This is a genomic window from Chromobacterium alticapitis (assembly GCF_002924365.1).
Taxonomy (GTDB): Bacteria; Pseudomonadota; Gammaproteobacteria; order Burkholderiales; family Chromobacteriaceae; genus Chromobacterium; species Chromobacterium alticapitis.
Genome location: NZ_PQWB01000017.1, coordinates 135,165 through 151,993, shown reverse-complemented (window position 1 = coordinate 151,993; position 16,829 = coordinate 135,165). Strand labels below are relative to the sequence as shown.

The following is a 16,829-nucleotide window of genomic DNA, read 5'->3' as shown; positions in this document are numbered from 1 at the left end:
CATTTCCGACACAGTCGTCAGCGATGCTATAGCATCTCGCCCGCACGCGTGCCGCCATTCAGATCAAGACACTAGCATTTATATATGAGCGACCACGACCTCTTCGACTCGTCTGCCCCGGCCGGCGACCTCACGCCGCCACCCCCGGCCGCGCCGCAAGCCGTCAGCGGCGACTGGATTCCGCTGGACCTGTACGCCGAGCGCGCCTACCTGGAATACGCGATGAGCGTGGTCAAGGGCCGCGCGCTGCCGGAAGTGGCCGACGGCCAGAAGCCGGTGCAGCGCCGCATCCTGTACGCCATGCGCGACATGGGCCTGGCCCACGGCGCCAAGCCGGTGAAATCGGCCCGCGTGGTCGGCGAAATCCTGGGTAAATACCACCCGCACGGCGACAGCTCGGCTTATGAAGCGCTGGTGCGCATGGCGCAGGACTTCACCCTGCGCTACCCGCTGATAGACGGCCAGGGCAACTTCGGCAGCCGCGACGGCGACGGCGCGGCCGCCATGCGTTACACCGAAGCGCGGCTGACGCCCATCGCCGAGCTGCTGCTGTCTGAAATCGACATGGGCACAGTGGACTTCGTTCCCAATTACGACGGCGCCTTCGACGAGCCCTCGCTGCTGCCGGCCCGCCTGCCCATGGTGCTGCTGAACGGCGCGTCCGGCATCGCGGTGGGCATGGCGACGGAAATTCCGCCGCACAACCTGACCGAAGTGGCCAACGCCTGCCTGGCCCTGCTGGATGATCCCGAGCTCGACACCGCAGCGCTGATGCAATACATCCCCGGCCCGGACTTCCCCGGCGGCGGCCAGATCATCACCCCGGCCGCCGACATCCAGTCCGCCTACGAAACCGGCCGCGGCAGCGTGCGCGTGCGCGCCAAGTGGGAAATCGACAAGCTGGCGCGCGGCCAGTGGCGCGCCATCGTCACCGAACTGCCGCCCGGCTCCAGCGCGCAAAAAGTGCTGGCGGAGATAGAAGAAGCCACCAATCCCAAGCTCAAGGCCGGCAAGAAGCAGCTGTCGCAAGACCAGCAGAACCTGAAGAAGCTGATGCTGGACCTGCTGGACCGCGTGCGCGACGAATCCGACAGCGCAAACCCGGTGCGTCTGGTGTTCGAACCCAAGTCCAGCCGCCAGGACCCTGACGAATTCATGAACATCCTGCTGGCGCAGACCAGCCTGGAAGGCAATGCCTCGCTCAACCTGGTGATGATAGGCCTGGACGGCCGCCCGGGTCAGAAGGGCCTGAAACCCATCCTCAGCGAGTGGATTGATTTCCGCCGCAGCACCGTCACCCGCCGCCTGGCGCACCGCCTGGCCCAGGTGGACAAGCGCATTCACATCCTGGAAGGCCGGATGATCGCCTTCATCCACATCGATGAAGTCATCCGGGTGATCCGCGAGTCGGACGAGCCCAAGCCTGACCTGATCAAGGCCTTCGGCCTGACCGAGATCCAGGCAGAGGACATTCTGGAAATCCGCCTGCGCCAACTGGCGCGGCTGGAAGGCTTCAAGCTGGAGAAGGAGCTGTCCGAGCTGCGCGAGGAGCGCGAAGGCCTGCGCCACATCCTGGACACGCCGGACGCGCTGACCCGCCTGATCCGCGACGAAATCCAGGCCGACGCCGCCAAGTACGGCGACAAGCGCCGCAGCGAGATCAAGGCCGCCGAACGCGCCGTGCTGTCGCAAACCACCGCAGACGAGCCGGTGACGCTGATCCTGTCGCAAAAAGGCTGGATACGCGCCCGCGTCGGCCACAATCTGGAGCTGGAAACGCTGAGCTTCAAGGACGGCGACGCGCTGGCGGCGGCGGTGGAAACGCGCACCGTGTGGAACGCCATCGTGCTGGACCACAACGGCCGCGCCTACACCATAGATCCGGCCATCGTCCCCACCGGCCGCGGCGACGGCGTGCCCGTCGCCTCCCTGGTGGACCTGCAAGACGGCGCCAAGCCGGCGCAGCTGATCTCCGGCCCGGACGACGCCCGCTTCGTGGTGGCCGGCAGCGGCGGCTACGGCTTCATCGCCAAGATCAGCGACATGGCCGGCCGAGTGAAGGCCGGCAAGGCCTTCATCACCCTGGACGCGCAGGAAACGGTGCTGGAGCCGGTGCGCCTGCCCGCCGCGCCGCTGGAGCAGCTGCAATTGGTGGCCGCCAGCGACGCCGGCCGCCTGCTGGCTTTCCCGGCGGCGGAGCTGAAGGAACTGGCCAAGGGCCGCGGCCTGATGCTGCTGGCGCTGGACGAAGGCGCGCGCATGACCGCCGTCGGCCTGGTGGCCGGCGACAGGGCGCTGCTGTCCACCACCTCCGTCCGCGGCAAGGTGGCGGATGAGAAGATCGCGCTGGAAGAGTTCATCGCCAAACGCGCCAAGAAGGGCAAGCTGATGCCCAAGAAATGGCTGGTCAGCGCCATCCGCGAGCTGCCGATGTGATGAAGCTGACAGCCCAGCCGCAAGCCCTGTCGCCGCGCGCCGCCCTGCTGTTCGTCAACGGCTTCCGCGCGCTCTTGCTGCTGGTGCTGTTCTCGCTGTCGCTGGTGCGCGGCGACAGCGGCCAGCCGCTGATCAACGGCGGCCCGCATTTCTATTTGTGGAGCGGCGTCTACCTGCTGCTGATAGGCGGCTGGTACGCGCTGCGGCGCAGCAGCCTGGGCGACACGCTGCAGCTGACCCTGGCCATCGCCGCCGACATCGCCATGATGGTGTGGCTGATGGCGATGAACGACGGCGTGCGCGGCGGCTTCGGCCTCTTGCTGCTGCCCTACCTCGCCGCCGCCGGCCTCTTGTCCACCGGCCGCTACGCGCTGTTCTACGCCGCCATCGCCACGCTGATGCTGCTGGGCTACGCCGGCTGGGGGCGGCTGCAGGGCGACGCGTCCGCGGTAGACCTGTCCTTCAGCGCCCTGCTGTCCGCCGCCGGCTTCGTCACCGCCATCGCCACCTGGCAGTTGGGCCGGCTGGCCCGCGCTTCCGAGGCGCTGGCGGCGCAGCGCGGCGGCGAAATCGCCAACCTCAACCACCTGAACGAATTGATCCTGCAAAGCCAGCGCGACGCCGTGGTGGTGCTGGACGAAGACGGCCACCTGCGTCAATACAATCTGCAGGCCGAGCGCTATTTCAGCCGGCTGCAACGCGGCCAGCTGCTGCCGGAACTGGTGCCGCTGGTGCAGCGCTGGCGGCAAAACGGCTACCCGGCGCTGTCCACCTTCGTGCAGCAAAACGTGCGCGGCCGCCAGCTGGTGGGCCGCCTGGTGCCGGTGCCGGTGCCGGAAGGCCAACTGCGCGGCGTGGTGCTGTTCATGCGCGACATGGCGGACATGGCGGAAGAAGCCAAGCGCGTCAAACTGGCGGCGCTGGGCCGCCTCACCGCCAATATCGCCCATGAAATCCGCAACCCGCTTTCCGCCATCAGCCACGCCGGCGATCTATTGGCCGAAGACGAAGCCGACCCGGCGCGGCAGCGCCTGCTGCGCATCGTCCAGGACAACGCCCGCCGCATCAACGGCATGGTGGAAGACGTGCTGACCCTGGGCCGGCGCGACCGCGTCAAGACCGAAACCATAGAGCTGCGCGCCTTCGTCGCGCAGCAGCTGGAACAGTTTGCGCTGGTGCAGCCGCAGTCGGCCGGCGCCATCGCCTGCCAGCTGCCCGAGCAATGCCGGCTCAGCTTCGATCGCGGCCACCTGGCCCAGGTGTTCGGCAATCTGCTGGCCAATGCCTGGCGCCACTGCAGCCAGCGGCAGGGCGCGGTGCGCATAGAAGCCGGCAGCGCGGAAAACCACCTGATACTGCGCGTGATAGACGACGGCCCCGGCGTGCCGGAGGCCGAGCAATCGCGCCTGTTCGAACCTTTTTTCACCACGGAAAGCGCCGGCAGCGGCCTGGGGCTGTACATCGCGCGCGAGCTGGCCGAGGCCAACGACGCGCGCCTGGAGTACACCCCGCCCGGCGGCGTGTTCCGGCTGATCTGCCGGCTAGCCCATGACTAAGACCCCCCTGCGCGTATTGATCGTCGACGACGAACCGGACATCCGTGAGCTCTTGGAACTGACGCTGCTGAAAATGGGCCTGGCCCCGGTCTGCGCCGGCAGCGTGGCCGAGGCTAAGGCCGCGCTCGCCGCCGGCCGCTTCGATCTGGCCTTGACCGATATGCGGCTGCCGGACGGCGAGGGCCTGGAAGTGGTGCGCCACATCGGCGAGGCCGGGCTGGACTTGCCGGTGGCGGTGATCACCGCCTATGGCAGCGCCGACAACGCGGTGCTGGCGATGAAGGCCGGCGCTTTCGACTACCTGCAGAAGCCGGTCAGCCTGGCCCAGCTGCGCAGCCTGGTCAAATCCGCCCTGAAAGTGGAGGCCCCGTCCGCCAAGCCCGCTACGCAACAGCGGCTGCTGGGCGAATCGCCGGCCATCCAGGAAGTGCTGCGGCTGGTGGACAAGCTGGCGCGCAGCCAGGCGGCGGTGTATATCGGCGGCGAATCCGGCACCGGTAAGGAGCAGGCGGCGCGGCTGATCCACGAACTAGGTCCGCGCGCCGGCAAGCCCTTCGTCGCCGTCAATTGCGGCGCCATCCCGGAAAACCTGATGGAGAGCGAATTCTTCGGCTACCGCAAGGGCGCCTTCACCGGCGCCGACGCCGAACGCGAAGGCTTCTTCCAACAGGCCCAGGGCGGCACCTTGTTCCTGGACGAAGTGGCGGACCTGCCGCTGGCCATGCAAGTGAAGCTGCTGCGCGCCATTCAGGAAAAAACCGTGCGCAAGCTGGGCAGCGCCCAAGAGGAGGCGGTGGACGCGCGCATCATCTGCGCCACCCACCAGGACTTGGCCGCCAAAGTGGAGGACGGCGGCTTCCGCCAAGACCTGTACTACCGGCTCAACGTGCTGCCGCTGCGCATGCCGCCGCTGCGCGAGCTGCGCGAAGACATCCCGCTGTTCGCCGAACGGCTGCTGCAACGCTTCGCCGGCCACGGCCCGGCGCCGCAGCTCACTGCCGACGCCCGCCAGGCGCTGCAGGATTACGCCTATCCCGGCAACTTCCGCGAACTGGAAAATATATTAGAGCGCGCCGTAGCCCTGGCCGCCGCGGCCATGCTGTCGCGCGACGACCTACAGCTGACCCCCTGCGCCGAATACAGCCCGGAACCGGGCAGCGACGAACCGTTGCAAGACTACCTGGACCGCGTGGAGCGCGAAGCCATCGTCAAGGCGCTGGAAGCCACCCGCTACAACCGCACCCAGGCCGCCAAACGGCTAGGGGTGACGTTTCGATCATTGCGGTATCGGATGGAGCGCTTGGGAGTGAAGTGACGCGAGAGCGCCTCAGCAAGGGGCTTGCTCAACTCAACATGCCCTGCTTCAAGCGGGATTGGCAATTCAGCACAACAAATAGGTCACCTCAAAAAACCCTCGTCTTCATCAAAAATGGCAGCATATGCCTTTGATTTTGTTAAGTCGGAATTTTGAAAACTGAGGTTTTTCGAGGTGCCCAATAGGTTGGGTAACTATACTCAACCTATTGCTTCCGCCTACAGGAATTGCTTATTGAGGTTCCTGCTGAATTTGACACTTATTAGTCGTTTTACACTCATAATCCATAAAACCACCTGCTACGGCTTCTAGAAGATCATCAGTCAAAACATCCTCAACAGAAAATACACTGTCAAATTCACCAAATTGATTGAACTTTACTTCCTTAGCAACTTTAGTCATGAATAACTCCTTTATTCTGCAAAATTGAGTTTCGCAAGGAAATATTAATTATCGCTTTGAGCTTGCAAGGTCGGCTTGCACTCGTTAACCGTTTGGCAACGAATATCCAAAAAGCCGCCAGCCACAGACTCCAGCAGCGCTTCATCCGCAACCAGTGACATACCAGCCTCATTGAAAACAAACTCACCAAACTTGTTGAACTCTACTGCATTTTCAATCTTCTTCATTTAAGTCTCTCCTCTGGTTAAAAGCCTGCATATGCAGGACTCATGGAGCATCGCTCCAACTTCTGAACTACTAGGCTACGCTTTTTATTTCAATAATTTTTTTCTCTGCCGGCTTTTCATAGGACCGCAAATAGGAGGGGCAGGAAAGAATATCCCAATCTTGCTCAGATATTCCCCTCATCCAGTACGCCATTTTTTCACCAAATATTTGAACAGTCCCATCCTCATTCAACCGTCCAACCGTATTTTTCTCATCATACAAAGCCACTGTGCATTTTGCTATATTTCCATTTGCGCGAATCACTAGAGAATTTGGCTTAGATGCATAGCATATATATTGCTCGTCATCACCATGAGATTGCTTATTCAATGCCATTTCTATATTGGATATAGCAGAGTTGGCCGCCTCCCCTTTCAGCAAGGCTACTCCGCCCGCATCCTTCCCATAGTTCCCAATTGGCTTAATAAAAACCGTAAACCGGGAATCCCTGCCAAATTCACTGTCTATCTCTTGGGCAAGCCGCTCGGCAGACTCCAAGTTATCTGCCGTTAGATGTAGCCTTATCACGACATTGAAATCAAGATTGGACTCTTTAGCGGCTTTTAGATTATTCCAAATTTTTTCGAAAGTCCCCTTCCCGCTCTGCAACTTTCTGGTTGTATCATGTCCTTCCTGAAATCCATCCAACGATATCTGGTAGTGAGTTTGCCCTGCATCAACCAGTCGCTGCAAAGTTTTTATATCCAGCATATAGCCATTTGTCGTAATATGCCCAGGAGCAAAACGGACTCCAGCTTCCTCACACGCAGATTTGGCATATTGGCTTACGTCCAAAACTTGGTCCTTTGCCAATAGCGGCTCGCCGCCAAACCAGTTCAGCTTGAATACTTTCAACTTTGGAAGCCTATGCTCGATCAGCTTCTTAATACCACTTACAATCTCCGGGGACATTTTTCCTATTTGAAAGTCTTCATAGCAATAAGTACACCGGAAGTTGCAATTCTCTGTTGGCAAGATGATTAATTCCAAGAACCCGCTGTGCGTTGCCACAGCGATTCTCATGTCTCCTTTATTCATACTTAATCTCCCCTTATAATTTTCTAAAACGATACGCCACGCTCAAGACGTGAAGAAGTTTTTCTCTTAGAAACGTTGCGCCCATTCCATTTCACCACCCCTATGCTGAGCTAGCATCGTTCAGCACATCATGAATATCTGAATTATCCAACCCTCGATAATTACAATGTCATTGTCAATTCATCGTTGCATTTCGATTCAGGATTTGTCAACATGAACTTGTTATGACAATAGTATGAGAATGGGAAATGTCTCACAACAACAACAAGCCTCCGTTGCGTTCAACCTTATTCCGAAAAGAGGTTATAGCGCGGTTGGGAGATCGCCGATATGGATCAATAATATTGACCAGAAACAGGGCGCTCTCGTATCTAACCATTCTGTTCTGCGGCATCGCGATTGCGATTCTTTTATTCTTTTTCCGAGCCAGTTACACTGAAAAATCACAAATTAAAGGCATATTATTTCCAAAAAATGGTCTAATAAGGGTGAAATCAATTCAGGACGGCACTATCTCTGAAGTGCGGGTCCAAGAGGGAAAACAAGTCAAGGCTGGAGACGTTTTATTCGTCCTCTCCAATGCACGCACCAGTGCGACCCGTAACGATGTGGAACAAACCATCACAGCCTTGCTGCTTGCCAGACGCGATAGTCTTGTCGGTGATCAGAGCCTGCTGCGACAACAAGCGAAGCAGAAAGCCGAGTCGACGCTACGCAAGGAGATGGATCAGCGGAAGGAAGTGCTGCGCATCGACGAACAGATATCCCTGCAACAAAGACGAGTGGAATTGTCGGAGCAGGCCGTGGCTCGCACCCACAAATTGCAAGAGGCTCATTTCATCTCTGCCGCCGCGCTGCAAGACAAACAGGCTGAGTTGATAGATCAACAAACCAAGTTGGCCGATTTGAAACGCAGCCGCGCGGCTGCGCAAAGTGAACTGGATACGATCCATGCAGATCAAGACGAGCTTCGCCTACAAGCGCAACGCGACGAAGCCGCGACAAAACGCAATGTCGATTCGATAGAGCAAGACTTGACCGAAAACGAGGCCAAACGCCATCTATTGGTACGCGCGCCGCAAGACGGCATGATCAGCGGCATCACTGCGCAAGCCGGCCAAACCGTCATCAGCGGCCAAGCCATGGCCAATTTGTCGCCGGCAGGATCTCCGCTGGAAGCCGAGTTGTATGCGCCCTCCCGCGCCGCCGGCTTCGTCAAAGCGGGCATGCCGGTCTTGATCCGCTACCAGGCTTATCCCTATCAAAAATTCGGACAATTTCGCGGTACCGTGCGCGAGATTTCGCGCAGCGCTCTGCGGCCGGACGAGCTGAGTGCGACAAGCGCCAGCCAAAACAATGAACCCTTATATCGGGTGCGCGTTCAACTAGATCGCCAGAATGTCACCGCCTATGGACAAGTCCAAGCGCTGCGAGCCGGCATGGCCCTGGACGCCAGCGTGCTGCTGGAAACGCGCAAGCTATACGAATGGGTGCTGGAGCCGCTGTACAGCATCAGCGGAAAGGTCTGATATGCATCATCAAGCGCTGTCTTTGCAATTTTGGGGCCGCCGCCGCCTGCCGCTGCTGCTGCAGACCGAAGCCGCCGAATGCGGCCTGGCCAGCCTGGCCATGGTGGCCGGCTACTGGGGCCACCATATCGACCTGGCCAATATGCGCCGCCGCTTTTCAGTCTCGCTGAAGGGCAGCACGCTGAAGAGCCTGATCACCATGGCCCAAGGCCTGGGCCTGCAGTCGCGCCCGCTGAAGCTGGATTTGCAGCATCTGCCGCAGTTGAAGCTGCCCTGCGTGCTGCATTGGGACATGAACCACTTTGTAGTGCTGAAGCAGGTGGCGTCCTCCCACATCGTCATCCATGACCCGGCGGTGGGCGAGCGCAAGCTGGCAATAGACGAGGTGTCCAAGCACTTTACCGGCGTAGCGTTGGAGCTGACGCCTGGAGCCTCTTTCCAGCAGACGGAGGAGCTGCAACAGTTCAGCCTGCTGTCGCTGATGGGCCAAGTTGAGGGGCTTGGAGGCGGACTATCGCAACTTCTGCTGCTAGGCCTCGCGCTGCAGGTGTGCGCGCTGGCGGCGCCGTTCTATTTGCAGTGGGTGGTGGACGAGGCGCTGGTGGCGGCGGACCGCAATCTGGTAACGGTGCTGGGCATAGGCTTCCTGCTGCTGGTGCTGCTGCAAACCGCCATCAGCGCCGTGCGCTCCTGGGCGGCTACCGCACTGGCGGCCAATCTGAACTTCCAGTGGCTGGGCAATGCCTTCGCACATTTGCTGCGGCTGCCGCTGCCATGGTTCGAAAAACGCCATCTCGGCGACATCGTCTCCCGCTTCGGCTCCATCCAGACCATACAGAAAAGCATCACCACCCAGCTGGTGGAGGGCGTGATAGACGGCATGCTGGTGATCGCCACCCTGGGCGTGATGCTGTTGTACAGCGCCAAGCTGGCGCTGGTCAGCCTGATCGCCGTGGTCTTGTACGCGCTGCTGCGCTGGAGCATCTTCCGTGCGCTGCGCGAGGCCACAGCCGAGCAGATTATCCACGCCTCGCGCCAAAGTACCCACTTCATGGAATCCGCGCGCGGCGTGCAGAGCGTGCGGCTGTTCGGCCGCCAGGAAGAGCGCCGCATCGGCTGGATGAATATGCTGGCCGACCAGTTCAACGCCGACCTGCGTATTTCCCGCCTGTCCATTTCATTTCAGACCGCCAATACGCTGCTGTTCAACGCCGAGCGGGTGATCGTGGTGTGGCTGGCAGCGCTGGCGGTGATGGACAACCAATTTTCGGTGGGCATGCTGTTCGCCTTCCTCAGCTACAAGGACCAGTTCAGCCAGCGCATCGCCGCCTTGATCGACAAGCTGTTCGAATTGCGCATGCTGAAACTGCACGGCGAACGCGTGGCGGACATCGTGCTGACTGAACCGGAAGCGGAGCAGAACGATGTGGAGATCGACCCCGCTCACGTCCAGCCGGCGCTCGAAGTGCGCAATGTCGCCTTCCGCTATTCCGACAGCGAGCCCTATGTGCTGCGGGAGATGAACCTAACCGTGCCGGCCGGCCAGTGCCTGGCCATCACCGGCGCCTCAGGCTGCGGCAAGACTACGCTGCTCAAATTGATGCTGGGCCTGCTGGAACCCACCGAGGGAGAGATTTTGGTCGGAGGCATTCCACTCAAACAACTGGGGCTAGGCAATTACCGCCAGCTATTGGGCACCGTGATGCAGGACGACCAGCTGTTTTCCGGCTCCATCGCCGACAATGTCTGCTTCTTCGACCCGCAGCCGGATCAGGCTCGCATCCAGGAATGCGCCAAGCTGGCCGCTATCCACGATGAAATCATGGCCATGCCAATGGCTTACAACACTCTTGTTGGCGACATCGGCTCCGGCCTGTCCGGCGGCCAGAAGCAGCGCATCCTGCTGGCGCGCGCGCTGTACAAGCAGCCCAAGCTGCTAGTGCTGGACGAGGCCACCAGCCATCTGGACGTCTGGAACGAGAAACTGGTCAACGCCGCGGTGCGAGATATCGCCATGACCCGGCTCTTGGTGGCGCACCGGCCGGAAACCATCGCCATGGCGGAGCGCGTGGTGGTGCTGGAACAGGGCAAGATCGTGCAGGATACGGTCAATGCCGAGATACCCAGCGCAGACGCGGTGGGTGAGTCGATTCAAGCTACGGCGAGCGAGCAGGCCTGAGCCGCCCTTATCCATTGAGATTACGGTATCTTGCCGAATATCAGCGAATAATCACGCAACGCCTGTCTTTCACACGCACATCCTCCCGCGCGCGCGACGTGATCAACGGCCAGCCAAGTCTGCGCCAAGCATTGCGCCAGACTCAAAATGAGAAACCGCCTCACGAGGCGGTTTCTTGTTGGCCTGGCTCCACGCAGCGCAATGCTGAAGTAGACTGGAACGCCTCCCAATCCACTCACAAGGTCTTGGCCACCATGCCAAACGCCGCCAGCATCATGATGCAGCCCGCCGACCGGAACAGCAGCCGTTGCGCCGCCGCGCTCGACAGAAAATGGCGAATGCGCAGCGCGGCGAGGATACACACGCCGCCCACGGCCAGCAGCACCAGCAAAGTCAGCGGCACCAGCATCAGGCCCCAGGTCTGCCAGCTAACCGAATCCAGGGAAATCACCAGCGGCAGAATCGCCAGATAAAACGCGATGGTCTTGGGGTTGCCCAGCGTGATGGTCAAGCCGGAAAGCCAGGCCGATGCCAGCTGCCGTCCGCTCGTCTTTTGCTCGATATTGACGGCCTGTGGCTGATGCCGCCAAAACTGCCAGGCCAGCAGGCATAAGTAGAGCGAAGCCGCCCAGTTGATCAGCGTGAAAATGGAGGCATAAGCATGCGCGATCACGGCCATGCCGAATACGGCGAGTGAAAGGTAGATCAAGTCTCCTAGAATCAGGCCGGATAACATGATGAAGCCCGCGATGGCGCCGCCGCTTATGCTGCGCGCCACCAGCGCGGTCATGCCTGGCCCCGGAATGGCCGCCGCCAAGCCCAGCGCGGCGATGTAAGAGAGAATTTGAGCGCTGCCCAGCATATTCGTCCCTATCTAGATAAATGCATTGATCAATGGTTGAAAGCCCAGTGTGGGGAGTTTTCAGCGTAACCCCTGTCATCCCCGGCAAAACCGCTCAAGACTCCGCTTGCACCACCCCTCGCCCGCGCTTTCCAAGCATCGCCTCGCCAGCGCCGCCGGGAGATCGCCCCGCGCCATGAAATGACGTTTGATTGACAATTCATTATGCAGTAGGCTGTAGGATTTTTTTGTCTATCTTGATCTAATTATTCAATATTTCAGCAAAAAGCTGACTCATCTAGCCATCAAAGAGAAAGGATTTTTCTCATGGCGCTTAACTCGACAGATATGGCGCTGCTCCAGCTACTGCAGAGCGACGCCCGCATGACCAATCAGGAACTCGCCGAGAAAATAGGCATGTCCGCTTCTCCCTGCTGGCGCAAAGTGCGCAAGCTGGAAGACGACAAGGTCATTCAGGGCTATCGGGCTGTGCTGAATCGCAAGAAGATAGGCTTGGGCGTGATGGTCTTCATCCGGGTGGTTCTGGATAGCCACAGCGAAGCGGAGGCCAAGAAGTTCGAGGAGCAGGTGATCGCGATGGAAGACGTGGTTGCCTGCTACAGCATCGGCGGGGATGCCGACTTCCTGCTGCAAGTAGTGGCGGCGGATCTGGACTCTTACGCCGATTTCGCCATGTCGGTGGTGCGCCGCTTGCCGGGCATGAAGGAGATGCAAAGCATGTTCGTGCTCAAAGAAATCAAGCCCCTGGATAGCTTCCCCATCAAGAAGCTGGCGCCGTAAACCTGAATTCTCACGGTAGGGCGGATGCCCCGACGGGGCGATCCGCCGCGCCCGCTCGCGGCAAACCATGGCGGAACGCCCGGCCAGACCGGGCTTCCGTCCTACAGCCTTACTTGCCGATGCAAAAGCGGGAGAAGATCACGCCCAACAGGTCGTCGGCGGAGAACTCGCCGGTAATTTCAGACAGGGCGTTTTGCGCCAGGCGCAGCTCCTCGGCGAAGATTTCCACTTGTTCCCAATCGGCCTCGGCCAGCTCCAGGTGGTCCGCCGCGCGGGCGATGGCGTCCAGGTGGCGCTGGCGGGCCAGGAACACGCCTTCGTCGGCGCCGCTGAAGCCTATCATTTCCAGCAGCTTGGCCTTGAGCAGATCCACGCCCTGATGCGTCTTGGCCGACAAGCGCACCAGCGGGTGGCCTTCTTCGTCGGCGATGCCGGGCGCGTCTGCTGTCAGGTCCACCTTGTTGAAGACATGCACGCGCGGCAGGCCGGCCGGGATGCGCGCCAGGATGGCCTGCACCTCATCGGTGAGGCCATGGCGGCTGTCGGTCAGCACCAGCGCCAGGTCTGCGCGCTCCACCGCCTGCCAGGTGCGCTCTATGCCTATTTTCTCCACCACGTCGTCGGTTTCACGCAGGCCGGCGGTATCGATCACATGCACCGGCACGCCATCGATGACGATTTCCTCGCGCACCGTGTCGCGGGTGGTCCCGGCGATATCTGTCACGATGGCGACGTCGTCGCCGGCCAGCGCGTTCATCAGGCTGGATTTGCCGACATTGGGCTGGCCCACCATCACCACGTGCATGCCCTCGCGCAGAATGGCGCCCTGCTTGGCCGTGGCCTGCACGCCCACCAGCGTGGCGCGCAGCCGGCGCAGGCGGCCGATGGCGTCGGCCTGCTTGAGAAAATCAATCTCTTCTTCCGGGAAGTCCAGCGTGGCTTCCACCAGCATGCGCAGATTGATCAGCTCGTCCACCAGGCCATGCACCTGGCGCGAGAAAGCCCCCTTCAGCGATTTGAGCGCGCTCCTGGCGGCGGTTTCGCTGCTGGCGTCTATCAAGTCCGCCACACTCTCCGCCTGGGCCAGGTCCAGCTTGTCGTTGAGAAAGGCGCGCTTGGTGAATTCGCCCGGTTCCGCCAGCCGCGCGCCCAGCTCCACGCAGCGCGCCAGCAGCATCTTCATCACCACCGGCCCGCCATGGCCTTGCAGCTCGATCACGTCTTCGCCGGTAAAGCTGTTGGGGCCGGGGAAGAACAGCAGCAAGCCGTTATCGATGGCCTGGCCGTGGCTGTCGAAGAAGTCCGTATACATCGCGTAGCGCGGCTTGGGCGTTTTGCCCTGGGAGATGGCCTGCGCGAACGGCAGCAAGTCCTTGCCGGAGACGCGGATCACGCCTACGCCGCCGCGGCCGGGGGCGGTAGCGATGGCGCAGATGGTGGCGGGGGTGTAGCTGAGGTTCATCGACATTCCTTGATTGCTTGGCCGCGGTTGGTCCGCCCGCTGTTGGGTCTGCGCGGGGGGCTAGCAGGCCGCATCGCCCCTCTCCCCAACCCTCTCCCGCGAGGGGAGAGGGAGCCGTCTGCGCAGCGCAGCCTGTCATCTTGATGCGGACCCGCGCGGTTTTCGCGGTGTATTCACTACCGCCATTATCCCGCAATATGGCTGCTTAGTACTGCACAAACATGCGCCGCTACGCACTGATTAGCCCCTCTCTCCCCGCGGGAGAGGGGTTGGGGAGAGGGGGCGCGTTGCCCGCTCAATAAAAATCCGGCCAAAGGCCGGGTTCGTTCAAACATTCAGTTCCATAGCGCGGATTGGCCAGAGGCCATACCCGCGAGCGATGCCGGGCCGGTTAAACAACCCACGGGTCTGCTCCATGGCCGCCCCTCGTACAGGTTTGAAACAAGACTCGCGCCCATTCCTGGTCGGTTTGCGCCATGTTTTGCGGCGGGGAAGCCCCTCTCCCCTCCGCGGGAGAGGGGTTGGGGAGAGGGGGCGCGCTGCCCGCTCAATAAAAAAACCCGGCCAGCGGCCGGATTCGTTCAAACATTCAGTTCCATCGCGCGGATTGGCCAGAGGCCACACCGCGTACAGATTTGAAACAAGACTCGCGCCCATTCCGGGTCGGCTTGCGCCATGTGTTGCGGCTGGGAAGCCCCTCTCCCCTCCGCGGGAGAGGGGTTGGGGAGAGGGGGCGCGCTGCCCGCTCAATAAAAAACCCGGCCAGCGGCCGGGTTCGTTCAAACATTCAGGCGAGGCGCTCAGGATTGCAGCGCGGCCTTGTTGTTCTTGTTGATCTGCTTGTTGATGAACCATTGCTGGGTCATCGACAGCACGTTGTTGACCACGTAGTACAGCACCAGGCCGGCCGGGAAGAAGAAGAACAGCGCGGAAAAGGCCAGCGGCATGATCTTCATCATCTTCGCCTGCATCGGGTCGGCCGGCGGCGGGTTCAGGAATGTCTGCAGGAACATGGTGATGGCCATCAGCGCCGGCAGGATGAAGTACGGGTCCGGGCGGGCCAGGTCGACATACCACAGCACCCACGGCGCGCCGCGCAGCTCCACGGAGGCCAGCAGCGCCCAGTACAGGCCGATGAACACCGGGATCTGGATCAGCATGGGCAGGCAGCCGCCCAGCGGGTTGACCTTCTCGGACTTGTACATCTCCATCACCGCTTGCTGGAACTTCATGCGGTCGTCGCCGTATTGTTCCTTCATCCGTTCCAGGCGCGGCGCCAGGGCCTTCATCTTGGCCATGGAGCGGTAGGAGGCGGCCGTCAACGGGTAGAAGGCGGCCTTGACGGTCAGCGTCAGCAGAATGATGGCCCAGCCCCAGTTGCTCACCAGGCCGTGCAGCTTCACCAGCAGCCAGAACAGCGGCGAGGCGAAGATGTAGAACATGCCGAAGTCCTTGGCATATTCCATGCCGTCCGCCACCTTGGAGATCAGGTCATACTCTTCCGGACCGGCGTACAGCGGCACGTTCACGCTCAGGCTCTTGCCCGGAGCGATGGCGGCGTAGTCCACCAGCGCGGCGGCGGAGTTCAGGCCATTGCTCTGGGTCAGCTCGAAGCGGCAGGAACGCTCGTCCTTGCACACGCTCTTGCCGTCCAGCGGCTTCAGGATCCAGGCGGACATGAAGTAATGCTGCAGCATGGCCACCCAGCCGTCGTTGGTGGTCTTGGCGTAGTCGCCCTTGCCCTTGGCCAGGTCTTCAAAGCTGACCTTCTGGAACTTGTGCTCGGAGGTGTACACGGCCGGGCCGGTGTAGGTATGGGCGAAACGGCCCTCGCCTTCCGGCGCCTGGCTGTCGCGCAGCAGGCGGTAGTACGCGGTCGGCGCCACCGGGATGGCACCGCCGTTCACGATGTCGTAACGGACGCCGATCTCGTAGCTGCCCTTGGTGAAGGTATAGACCTTGCTCACCTTGACGCCGTTGGCGTCCGGCGCGCTCAGCTTCACTTCCAGCTTGTCGCCGGTCATTTCATAGCTGGGCTTGTCCGCGGCGAACACGGTTTTATGCGTCGGCAGGGCCGGGTTGCTGGCGGCAACCAGGCCGGTTTGCGCCACATAGGTATTCTTGGCGTCGTCCTGGAACAGCTTGAAGGCCTTGGCGTGGTCTTCCGTCTCGCCATGCTTCAACAGCTTGAGCGAGCGCAGGTCGCCGCCCACGGTATCGATCTCGGCTTCCACCAGATCGGTCTTGACGTGGATGCGCTGGCCGCGGGTCAGCTTGTTGGCGTCGGCAGGCTGGGCCGCGCCGGAAGCGCCGGCCGTGGCCGCAGTCTTGGCCGCTTGCTGTTGCGGGGTATGCTTGGGCATGAAGAATTCATTCCACCCAAACAGGATGCCCACGGACAGTAAAACAAAGATTATCAGTCGCTTGGAATCCATCTTCTCGATACCGGAAAGTTCAGGGAACCGGGTCATAGCCGCTGCCGCCCCAAGGGTGGCAACGGCAAATGCGTCTGGCGGCAAGGCAGCCGCCCCTCAGTGCGCCATGTTTCCTCAGCGCCTCGATCGCGTAGCTGGAACAGGTGGGCTGGAAGCGGCAACGCGGCGCCAACCACGGGCTGATAGCCAGCTGGTAAAAACGGATCAAGAGGACGAGGACGCGCGACATCGTGCCAGTTTAGCAAACAGTGCGGACAAAGCGGTTACAGCTTCGGCGCGCTGCTCATAGGTAAACATGGTCTTGGCGCGCACAACGTAATCCATGCCGCCCAGCGTTTGCTGGTTCAGGCGGAACCACTCGCGCACGCAGCGCTTGATGTAATTGCGGCGCACCGCCCGCTTGGCGACCTTCTTGCCGACCACCAGGCCCACTCGGGCGTGGTCCAGGCCGTTGGGGCGGGCGTACACCTGAAAGAACACATTGCTGCGCTGTTGCCGCAAACTAAAAACGGATGAAAAATCATCCGTTTTTAACAGCCGGTGCGCACGGCGAAAGCGGTAAGCCACA

At 60.9% G+C, this 16,829-nt stretch carries 14 protein-coding genes; 6 read left to right on the top strand and 8 right to left on the bottom strand.

The window, feature by feature from the left end; translation table 11 throughout:
- The first annotated feature begins 84 nt into the window (after nt 1-84).
- From parC to C2I19_RS04525, 3 genes are read left to right on the top strand one after another with little or no spacing between them, the layout of a single operon-like run.
- A complete protein-coding gene (parC, locus tag C2I19_RS04535) occupies nt 85-2,436 on the top strand; it encodes a DNA topoisomerase IV subunit A (protein ID WP_103901523.1) in 2,352 nt (783 codons plus the stop codon).
- Nucleotides 2,436-3,992, top strand: coding sequence for a sensor histidine kinase (locus tag C2I19_RS04530; RefSeq protein WP_199181075.1), 1,557 nt, complete (start codon nt 2,436-2,438; stop codon nt 3,990-3,992). Before parC ends, C2I19_RS04530 begins: the two co-directional genes overlap by 1 nt.
- Nucleotides 3,985-5,307 (top strand): sigma-54-dependent transcriptional regulator, encoded by a 1,323-nt coding sequence (locus C2I19_RS04525; protein ID WP_103901522.1) that lies wholly within the window; start codon nt 3,985-3,987, stop codon nt 5,305-5,307. The genes C2I19_RS04530 and C2I19_RS04525 overlap by 8 nt, the downstream gene beginning before the upstream one ends.
- 231 nt (nt 5,308-5,538) lie before the next feature.
- Here C2I19_RS04525 and C2I19_RS21965 read toward each other — a convergent pair whose 3' ends face one another.
- The 3 genes from C2I19_RS21965 to C2I19_RS04515 all read right to left on the bottom strand — a co-directional run bounded on the left by C2I19_RS21965 (nt 5,539) and on the right by C2I19_RS04515 (nt 7,014).
- The gene (locus C2I19_RS21965; RefSeq protein ID WP_158253637.1) at nt 5,539-5,709 is read right to left on the bottom strand and encodes a hypothetical protein; all 171 of its coding nucleotides are present in this window, start codon (nt 5,707-5,709) and stop codon (nt 5,539-5,541) included.
- A gap of 44 nt (nt 5,710-5,753) precedes the next feature.
- Nucleotides 5,754-5,936 (bottom strand): hypothetical protein, encoded by a 183-nt coding sequence (locus tag C2I19_RS04520; RefSeq protein WP_103901521.1) that lies wholly within the window; start codon nt 5,934-5,936, stop codon nt 5,754-5,756.
- A 70-nt stretch (nt 5,937-6,006) separates the two neighbouring features.
- Entirely contained in the window at nt 6,007-7,014 is a 1,008-nt protein-coding gene (locus C2I19_RS04515; RefSeq protein ID WP_103901520.1) for a radical SAM protein, read from the bottom strand.
- Between the two features lie 248 nt (nt 7,015-7,262).
- Between C2I19_RS04515 and C2I19_RS04510 the strand changes: the two genes are divergently transcribed.
- Together C2I19_RS04510 and C2I19_RS04505 are read left to right on the top strand one after the other, a co-directional pair.
- A complete protein-coding gene (locus tag C2I19_RS04510; protein WP_103901519.1) occupies nt 7,263-8,543 on the top strand; it encodes an HlyD family secretion protein in 1,281 nt (426 codons plus the stop codon).
- A gap of 1 nt (nt 8,544) precedes the next feature.
- Nucleotides 8,545-10,722, top strand: a complete 2,178-nt coding sequence (locus C2I19_RS04505; RefSeq protein WP_103901518.1) for a peptidase domain-containing ABC transporter — start codon at nt 8,545-8,547, stop codon at nt 10,720-10,722.
- Nucleotides 10,723-10,957: 235 nt separating this feature from the next.
- On the opposite strand, the gene C2I19_RS04500 is transcribed toward C2I19_RS04505, so the two are convergent.
- Nucleotides 10,958-11,584, bottom strand: a complete 627-nt coding sequence (locus tag C2I19_RS04500; protein ID WP_103901517.1) for a LysE family translocator — start codon at nt 11,582-11,584, stop codon at nt 10,958-10,960.
- Nucleotides 11,585-11,890: 306 nt separating this feature from the next.
- Between C2I19_RS04500 and C2I19_RS04495 the strand changes: the two genes are divergently transcribed.
- Nucleotides 11,891-12,364: an Lrp/AsnC family transcriptional regulator gene (locus C2I19_RS04495; RefSeq protein ID WP_103901516.1), complete on the top strand. Its 474-nt coding sequence runs from the start codon at nt 11,891-11,893 to the stop codon at nt 12,362-12,364.
- Between the two features lie 109 nt (nt 12,365-12,473).
- Here the strand turns inward: C2I19_RS04495 and mnmE are convergent, their stop codons facing one another.
- From mnmE to rnpA, 4 genes are all read right to left on the bottom strand, one after another.
- Nucleotides 12,474-13,826, bottom strand: a complete 1,353-nt coding sequence (gene mnmE / locus C2I19_RS04490) for a tRNA uridine-5-carboxymethylaminomethyl(34) synthesis GTPase MnmE (protein ID WP_103901515.1) — start codon at nt 13,824-13,826, stop codon at nt 12,474-12,476.
- Between the two features lie 800 nt (nt 13,827-14,626).
- Nucleotides 14,627-16,261: a membrane protein insertase YidC gene (gene yidC / locus C2I19_RS04485; RefSeq protein WP_103901514.1), complete on the bottom strand. Its 1,635-nt coding sequence runs from the start codon at nt 16,259-16,261 to the stop codon at nt 14,627-14,629.
- A gap of 19 nt (nt 16,262-16,280) precedes the next feature.
- Nucleotides 16,281-16,490 carry a membrane protein insertion efficiency factor YidD gene (gene yidD, locus C2I19_RS04480; protein ID WP_103901513.1) on the bottom strand — a complete coding sequence of 70 codons (210 nt, stop codon included), beginning with the start codon at nt 16,488-16,490 and terminating at the stop codon, nt 16,281-16,283.
- A complete protein-coding gene (gene rnpA, locus C2I19_RS04475) occupies nt 16,466-16,828 on the bottom strand; it encodes a ribonuclease P protein component (protein WP_103901512.1) in 363 nt (120 codons plus the stop codon). Before rnpA ends, yidD begins: the two co-directional genes overlap by 25 nt.
- Nucleotide 16,829 lies beyond the last annotated feature (1 nt).

Bases quoted from the DNA above. Each gene is read 5' to 3' on its own strand.
- parC (WP_103901523.1), top strand. From the start codon at position 85: ATGAGCGACCACGACCTCTTCGACTCGTCTGCCCCGGCCGGCGACCTC.
- C2I19_RS04530 (WP_199181075.1), top strand. From the start codon at position 2,436: ATGAAGCTGACAGCCCAGCCGCAAGCCCTGTCGCCGCGCGCCGCCCTG.
- C2I19_RS04525 (WP_103901522.1), top strand. From the start codon at position 3,985: ATGACTAAGACCCCCCTGCGCGTATTGATCGTCGACGACGAACCGGAC.
- C2I19_RS21965 (WP_158253637.1), bottom strand. From the start codon at position 5,709: ATGACTAAAGTTGCTAAGGAAGTAAAGTTCAATCAATTTGGTGAATTT.
- C2I19_RS04520 (WP_103901521.1), bottom strand. From the start codon at position 5,936: ATGAAGAAGATTGAAAATGCAGTAGAGTTCAACAAGTTTGGTGAGTTT.
- C2I19_RS04515 (WP_103901520.1), bottom strand. From the start codon at position 7,014: ATGAATAAAGGAGACATGAGAATCGCTGTGGCAACGCACAGCGGGTTC.
- C2I19_RS04510 (WP_103901519.1), top strand. From the start codon at position 7,263: ATGTCTCACAACAACAACAAGCCTCCGTTGCGTTCAACCTTATTCCGA.
- C2I19_RS04505 (WP_103901518.1), top strand. From the start codon at position 8,545: ATGCATCATCAAGCGCTGTCTTTGCAATTTTGGGGCCGCCGCCGCCTG.
- C2I19_RS04500 (WP_103901517.1), bottom strand. From the start codon at position 11,584: ATGCTGGGCAGCGCTCAAATTCTCTCTTACATCGCCGCGCTGGGCTTG.
- C2I19_RS04495 (WP_103901516.1), top strand. From the start codon at position 11,891: ATGGCGCTTAACTCGACAGATATGGCGCTGCTCCAGCTACTGCAGAGC.
- mnmE (WP_103901515.1), bottom strand. From the start codon at position 13,826: ATGAACCTCAGCTACACCCCCGCCACCATCTGCGCCATCGCTACCGCC.
- yidC (WP_103901514.1), bottom strand. From the start codon at position 16,261: ATGGATTCCAAGCGACTGATAATCTTTGTTTTACTGTCCGTGGGCATC.
- yidD (WP_103901513.1), bottom strand. From the start codon at position 16,490: ATGTCGCGCGTCCTCGTCCTCTTGATCCGTTTTTACCAGCTGGCTATC.